Origin of the sequence: Flavihumibacter solisilvae (assembly GCF_000814475.1) — a bacterium.
Classification (GTDB): Bacteria; Bacteroidota; Bacteroidia; order Chitinophagales; family Chitinophagaceae; genus Flavihumibacter; species Flavihumibacter solisilvae.
Map to the genome: position 1 here is coordinate 1 of NZ_JSVC01000026.1, position 7,108 is coordinate 7,108.

Genomic DNA, 7,108 nt, shown 5'->3' on the forward strand with positions numbered 1-7,108 from the left:
ATAAGATGAAGAAGTTCAACCAGGCGCAGACGAAGAATTAAGTAATTAATATTAAAACCATTGAAAAGGGTTGCCCGCAAGGGCGACCCTTTTTTGTGCCTGCCAGGAAATTTAATATTTTACATACTTCAGCATATATAAGAATCAAACTGTAAAAATGCTAAACAGGCTCGGTTTCATTTTACTACTATCAGTGTTCCTGGCCTGTTCATCTGCAGCCCAAAGCACAAATAAGGCCGCATTCAATGTCATTGCCTTCTACACAGCGAAGAATGACCAGGCTCATATCAGCTTTGTTCATGAGGCCAATAAATATTTTTCGAAGCTGGGTTCGGTTCATCATTTCCGTTATGATTCAACCAGCAACTGGGATAACCTGAATGACAGCTTCCTGGCCAAGTATAAAGTGGTCATCTTCCTGGATACGCGGCCGGACTCCCCGCTGCAGCGGAAGGCTTTTCAACACTATATGGAAAACGGCGGGGCATGGATGGGATTCCATTTTTCAGCATTCGCTCTAACGCCTTCAGCCTTTCCTCAAAACTGGGATTGGTACCACAATACTTTCCTCGGATCCGGTGAATATGGAAGCAATACCTGGCGGCCAACATCGGCCATCCTGAAAGTGGAAGACAAACACCATCCCGCAACGAAACACCTGCCGCAAAAATTCACTGCAGCGCCAAATGAATGGTATCGCTGGCAGCATGACCTTACAAAGAATAACGACATCAGGATCCTCGCTTCAATTGATACCTCCAGCTTTCCACTTGGCACAGGGCCAAAGCAGCATGAGATCTGGTATAGTGGCTACTACCCTGTCGTTTGGACTAACACAAAATACCGGATGATCTATTTCAACATGGGACACAACGACATTGACTATGAGAACAAAACCAACAAGGAGTTGTCGTCCTCATTCAGCAGTGAGGCCCAGAACCGGTTGATTACCGACGCACTCTTGTGGCTGGGCAATGGGAAATAGGCCTAGTCCAGCTGATATTTCAGCCGGATGAAACGTGGTCGATACAAGTGAGGGTATTTCAAAATGTCGTTTGGGAAGTCGAACGAATTCACATTAAAGCTGATCAAAAGTTCGCCGGGCCTGGATATAACCGGATGCGCTTTGGCATTGTAAGGAAAGATATCCTTGTCTTTCTCGAGGTCGTTCGTTACATCATATACATTTATTACCGGACCGAATGGCCCTGCAGGAGAAGCACCGAGTCGCATGCCTACATATTTTCCGAGGCCATCGGCCTGGAAGACCATCAGGTAGCGGCCATCAGGCAACGGTGTCACACTCATTTCGTTTGAAGCCCTGTCGGCAATGGACTGGATCCTGTTCACATCGCTGGTCCATTCCTCTCCATCCCAGAATGTCCAATTTTCAAAAGTCTCGATATCTGCCGGAAGTACACGCGCCACCATCACGTTCTTCTTCTGTCCACGCACCCCATACACGTAAAGGTAACCGTCAGGATGTGGTGCGCCGGCACCTTCCGTATTCACCAGCAGGCCGGCGCCGAATGACCCGGTCGAGTCGACATCCTTGCCCAGGAAGAAAGGAATATCGATCTGTCGTTGCCGGTAGAATGGCGGCTTTTCGCCTTTAGGTATTACCACAAGGGTATTGCCTACTTCCTTAAATCCGAATGGAACATTAGGATCAGTATTGCGGATGCGATAACCGAAAATGTATAGGTCCTTATCCTTGTCATGGTTTACGAACCCGTCGCCCAGCCAGTAATAATCTTCCTTACCTGTCGCAGGAGTGGATGGAATGAATACCGATTTCGGTTTTCCGTCAATGTTACGAGCCCATTTGAATGCAATTCCTGCAGAATCAGCCCAGCCGCCCTTAAGTTCAGCTACCGAGTTGTTGACCATCCGGAAACCAGGCTTCAGGGAATCTTTGGTGATCTCACCGATCATGGTGTCGCTGAACCAGAAGAGCGCTTCAGACGAAGTGGCCGCGCGTGGCGACTCCTTACCATCACGGGTAACCGCAAAAATGCCATCCCCGCCAAACCACCCCGAGTTCCTGGTGAATACCCGGGTCCATTCAGGAGCGGGCTCCACGGTGAATTTGATCCGGTTGAGACTGGCAGAATCCAATGTCTTCGACTGCCACCGCGCCATCGAGGATTTGTTAGTGCAGGAAACCAGTAGGGCTGCAGTAAGCACCGGCACACCCAGGAAGGAAAGACGGTTCATTGGCCAGGGATTTAACTATGTCCAAACATATAAAATATACCGCAGATGCGTTTACTTCCACCAGAACTTTCTTACATGAAGGTTTGTACTTCGGCCGAAAGATAATAGAAGTATGGAAATGAAAAAAGCCCCCGCAATTGCGGAGGCTTCTATATTGGGTTTTGTTGTGATCAGTGTTCAACGGGATGCGCGACCTGCTTTTCAGCAATGGGCTTTTTGTCAACCGGGTGACCAGCAGCAACCGCAGCGGGAACCATTTTCTTCAGTTTAATGATGCCAACTACATTCATCAGCTTCATCACATGGAAAGTCGGATCGAGCTCGAACCACTTCCGCGCAAAGTTTGGATTGTCACCCTGTTTGTGGTGGTTGTTCTGGAACAGTTCACCCAGCAGGAAAATACCCCAGGGCTCAGAGTTCTTGGAATGGTCGCCATTCTTGTAGTTCGCATAACCATATTTGTGGCCACACCAGTTCACGATCGCACCCTGTACCGGGCCCATCAGGAAATGGATCGGCAGCAGCAGGTACCACCAGGGACTTGGAGCAAACAACACATATACGAGTGTGTACATTACGCCAAAGACAATACGGGTAGCGAAATGATCTGCAAAACGATCGAGACGATCCCACTCAGGGAGGTACTCTTTCGTGAACTGCGCCTCGGGCATACCCTTGCGCGTAACGAAACTGTTATAGATGTTCCGGGTGTGCATCATCATTCCCCAAACGTCTTTAAAGAAATGTGGACTATGCGGATCCTTCTCGGTGTCGCTATACACGTGGTGCATGCGGTGCATTACACCATATGCGCGCGGAACGAGGTAAGAAGAGCCTTGTGTAAACCATGTCGATAAGTAGAAGATCCTCTCCCAACCCTTGCTGGTTGTATACATCTGGTGGGAGGCGAATCTGTGCAGGAAAAATGTATGGAAGAAGAGTGACAAAAACCAATGGGCAAAAAAGAAGGTCAGAATAACAGCCATGCTTCACATTTAATTAAGGGGGCAAAGGTAGGGCGAAAAACGTTAAAATGAACCCAAGGCACCGGCTAAATAAACCGGGTATAAGTGAATAGTTCAATCGACTTTTACCCGCCTGAGTTCCAGCAGGTTAAGGCCGTTCGGGGCGAATCCCTTTACCTGGGGCTGCACAAGGTGGATCACCTGGTCGTACCAGAGGGGCACTACGGGGGCGTCGTGGACGATCATCCGGTCCATCTGCCTGTAGAGATCATACCGCAAACTATCGTTCGTTTCCTTGAGGGCCTGTTCATAGAGCCGGTCGAACGCGGGGTTGTGGTACCGGGTATAGTTGGGTGGCGCCGGGTTGGCCGAATAGAAGACGCTGAGATAGTTCTCGGCGTCGGGGTAATCGGCGATCCAGCTTGCCCGGAAGAACAGGGCCTGCGATTTGGCGGTCTGCTCCAGCAGCAGGCTTTTCTGCACCACTTCCACCTGGATGGGCAGTCCCAGTTCCCCGAGCTCCCTGGCGATATAGCTGGCCAGGTCGGCATAAATGGGGATGGTCAGCAGTTTCACCGGGGCAATAGCCGCACCGCCGTTAAAACCGGCAGATTTTAACAGCGCACGCGCTTTCACGGGGTCATAGGCATAGCCGTGGACCTTCGAGGAGTCGAAGGATGGCAGTCCGGCCGGTACAAACCCGCTCTCTGCAGGCGTACCTATCGAGTTCCGCAGGTAGAGCATCATCTTCCTGCGATCGAAGCCATAATTGATCGCCTGGCGCACCTGCAGCATCCGCAGGGGCGAAGCTGCAAGCAAAGGATTCGTCGAATCCACCAGGATACCCAGGTACTCCGTATTCAGGTAGGAATGCTTTGACAAGACTATCCTTCCCTCCCATTCCTTTCTCAGCACACCTTTCTTACTCAGCACTTCATCCTTGAACGACGGATCGATATCATTGATGAAATGCAGTTTCCCCTGGCGAAAGAGCAAAAACTCCGTCGCCTTACTATCAAAGAAGCTCACCTTCACGCCCTGCAGGTAAGGAAGTCGCACACCGGTACTGTCCCGCTCGAAATACTCCTCGTTCTTCCGCAGGATCAATGACTGTCCCTCTTCCAGCGCAACAAACCGGAACGGGCCCGTCCCGACAGGATGCGCACGGAAATTATTTCCATAATACTTCACCGCTTCATGGGGTACGATCGAACAATATTGCATGCTCATGATGCCAAGGATCGGCGGAAAGGGCGCTGCAAGGTGCAACCGGAACGTGCTGTCATCCACGGCTTCAAATGGCTTCTCCTTTCTCACCCTTTCGTTAAAGATCCAGGCACCACTACTCGCAGTAGCGGGGTCAATGATCCGTTCAAAACTGTACACGACGTCCTGTGCAGTCATCCGCCTCCCCCTGCCGGAAGGGAAACAGGGATCAGGATGGAAAAATACATCGGTGCGGAGCTTAAAAGTGTATTGTAACCCTGTATAATCGATTGTAAACGATTGTGCGAGGGAAGGCACGATCGACAGCCCAGCATCCACTTCCACCAATGTATTATAGACCTGGTGGATAGCCCACATGATACTCTGGTTCTTTGCAAAAGCCGGGTCAAGGGAAGCAATACCCGACGACTCATTATAATAAAAGATGCCCTGCTCCCTGTCCTGCCGCGAACGGCAGCCCATTATATTCACCAATATCATCATGAATATTATACATGAACGGCAACTTTTGATGAGAGGCATTTTGCGGTTAGGTCTTATATTTATCGCTGAATAATTGACACGCACACATGCAACTTACATCAATCACCAGAGGATTCATCGGATCCCTGCTTACAATTTCATTATCACTCTCAGCCACCGCCCAGCAACCATTATCTAAAACGGAAGTACTCACGAAGCAGGACACGCTGCGTGGTACGCTCAATGCGGAAAGAAGCTGGTGGGATGTGACACGTTACGATATTTCGGTTACTCCCGACTATGAAACTAAAACGATCAAGGGTACTGTAACAATGAGTTTCAAAGTGACCGGCAAGGGCAATGCAATGCAGGTTGACCTGCAGGAGCCCATGATGCTCGACAAAGCCGAGATCAATGGAAAATCCCTCAAGATCACACGCGAAGGAAATGCATTCCATATAGCGATCAATAAAGCGCTGCCGGTGAACAGCACGCAAAAGATCCTGCTTAGCTATTCGGGTAAGCCGACGGAAGCTGTTCGTCCACCGTGGGACGGCGGCTGGATCTGGAAGAAAGACAAAGCCGGTAACCCATGGATGAGCGTTGCCTGCCAGGGCCTTGGTGCCAGCGTATGGTACCCATGTAAAGACCACCAGAGCGATGAGCCCGACAACGGCGCATCATTATCCATGACTGTTCCCTCCGACCTCGTTGCGGTGGGAAATGGCCGCCTGATCAAAAAGACACCGGCTGGAGACAAGACGACTTATGTATGGGAAGTAAAGAACCCGATCAACAACTACAATATAATTCCCTATATCGGCAAGTATGCGAGCTGGAAAGAAACGTATAAAGGTGAGAAAGGTAATCTTGATTGCGAATACTGGGTGCTGGAAGAAGACCTTGACAAAGCCAAACAGCAGTTCCAGCAGGTGAAGCCGATGATGGAATGCTTCGAGCATTGGTTCGGTCCCTATCCTTTCTACGAGGATGGCTATAAGCTGGTACAGTCACCGCACCTGGGCATGGAGCACCAGAGTGCAGTTGCGTATGGCAACAGGTTTATGAATGGCTATCTCGGTAAGGATCTATCCGGTACCGGGCATGGACTGAAGTGGGATTTCATCATTATCCACGAAACTGGTCACGAGTGGTTCGGGAATAACATCACGACGAAAGACATCGCCGACATGTGGGTGCATGAAGGATTCACCAACTATAGCGAAACGATTTACACCACCTGCCAGAGCGGTGTCACTGCGGGCAATGAGTATCTCGCCGGAATCCGCAGGAACATCCAGAACAATATCCCGATCATTGGCCAGTACGGCGTGAATAAGGAAGGTAGCGGCGATATGTATGCGAAAGGCGCCAATATGATCCACATTATCCGCCAGCTGATCGGTGACGACGAAAAGTTCCGCCAGTTGCTCCGCGGTCTGAACAAGGACTTCTACCACAAGACGGTTACTTCCGCTGAGGTGGAGAAATATATTAACCAGTTTGCCGGTAAGGACTTCAGCAAAATATTTGACCAGTACCTGCGCACGGTAAAGATCCCGCAGCTGCAGTACCAGTTTCTCGCCGGAACGCTCTCTTACCGCTGGCGCAATAGCGTTGACGGTTTCGATATGCCCGTGAAGGTGAAGCTCGATGGTACTGATACCTGGCTCGAGCCAACGCCGGAGTGGAAGACGCTGACGACGCCTGCGACTTCACTGGAAGCAGATAAGAATTTCTACATCGAGACGAAACAGCAGGGAAGCTAGTTACCGCTCGCGTTATTACTATATTGAAAAATGGATCCTCACACTTGAATGGGGATCCATTTTTTTTAAAAAAAGGATTTCAACTTTAATATTCAAATGCTCTTCGTCTCAATAAAGCCCCACTAAGCCACAATTAAATATCCAAACAATACAAAATCGACCAGCAATACGATCAAAAGAGAAATTAAACAAACCCACTTTGGAACGGGATTGGCTTTTGATTCACTCTTTTCAAGATATTCAAGCTTAAACTTCTTCATAGATAGAACTACGAACAACGGAATAAAAAGAAAAATTGAGAGCTGAAAAGCTCCTCTATATATACCCGCAACTAAGCTGCCTGGAATAAAAAAGTCTACTAAATATTTCCCCAATGCAGAAGCTGCTAATATTACGCTTATTGAAAAAATGGATAAGGCATGATAGTACCCGCCAAAAATCCTATATGAAATGTAAAGTATATAGTTT

The 7,108-nt window shown here is 49.1% G+C and carries 6 protein-coding genes; 2 read left to right on the forward strand and 4 right to left on the reverse strand.

Features of this window, described 5'->3' with window-relative positions:
- Positions 1–157: 157 nt before the first annotated feature.
- A complete protein-coding gene (locus OI18_RS20200) occupies positions 158–985 on the forward strand; it encodes a ThuA domain-containing protein (RefSeq protein ID WP_039143292.1) in 828 nt (275 codons plus the stop codon).
- A 2-nt stretch (positions 986–987) separates the two neighbouring features.
- Here OI18_RS20200 and OI18_RS20205 read toward each other — a convergent pair whose 3' ends face one another.
- From OI18_RS20205 to OI18_RS20215, 3 genes are all read right to left on the reverse strand, one after another.
- On the reverse strand, positions 988–2,217 hold the full coding sequence (locus tag OI18_RS20205) for a DUF4185 domain-containing protein (protein WP_039143295.1): 1,230 nt from the start codon (positions 2,215–2,217) through the stop codon (positions 988–990).
- Between the two features lie 170 nt (positions 2,218–2,387).
- The gene (locus OI18_RS20210; protein ID WP_072039056.1) at positions 2,388–3,203 is read right to left on the reverse strand and encodes an acyl-CoA desaturase; all 816 of its coding nucleotides are present in this window, start codon (positions 3,201–3,203) and stop codon (positions 2,388–2,390) included.
- A gap of 93 nt (positions 3,204–3,296) precedes the next feature.
- Positions 3,297–4,892, reverse strand: coding sequence for an ABC transporter substrate-binding protein (locus OI18_RS20215; protein WP_039143298.1), 1,596 nt, complete (start codon positions 4,890–4,892; stop codon positions 3,297–3,299).
- An 86-nt stretch (positions 4,893–4,978) separates the two neighbouring features.
- Here OI18_RS20215 and OI18_RS20220 point away from each other — a divergent pair, with 86 nt between their 5' ends.
- Positions 4,979–6,640 (forward strand): M1 family metallopeptidase, encoded by a 1,662-nt coding sequence (locus tag OI18_RS20220; protein WP_039143302.1) that lies wholly within the window; start codon positions 4,979–4,981, stop codon positions 6,638–6,640.
- Between the two features lie 122 nt (positions 6,641–6,762).
- Here the strand turns inward: OI18_RS20220 and OI18_RS24925 are convergent.
- Positions 6,763–7,108 (reverse strand): hypothetical protein (locus tag OI18_RS24925; RefSeq protein WP_205410081.1); only part of this gene is annotated, 346 nt, incomplete at its 5' end.

What these genes read in the sequence shown, in the direction of transcription:
- OI18_RS20200 (WP_039143292.1), top strand. Translation starts at nt 158, where the DNA reads ATGCTAAACAGGCTCGGTTTCATTTTACTACTATCAGTGTTCCTGGCC.
- OI18_RS20205 (WP_039143295.1), bottom strand. Translation starts at nt 2,217, where the DNA reads ATGAACCGTCTTTCCTTCCTGGGTGTGCCGGTGCTTACTGCAGCCCTA.
- OI18_RS20210 (WP_072039056.1), bottom strand. Translation starts at nt 3,203, where the DNA reads ATGGCTGTTATTCTGACCTTCTTTTTTGCCCATTGGTTTTTGTCACTC.
- OI18_RS20215 (WP_039143298.1), bottom strand. Translation starts at nt 4,892, where the DNA reads ATGATGATATTGGTGAATATAATGGGCTGCCGTTCGCGGCAGGACAGG.
- OI18_RS20220 (WP_039143302.1), top strand. Translation starts at nt 4,979, where the DNA reads ATGCAACTTACATCAATCACCAGAGGATTCATCGGATCCCTGCTTACA.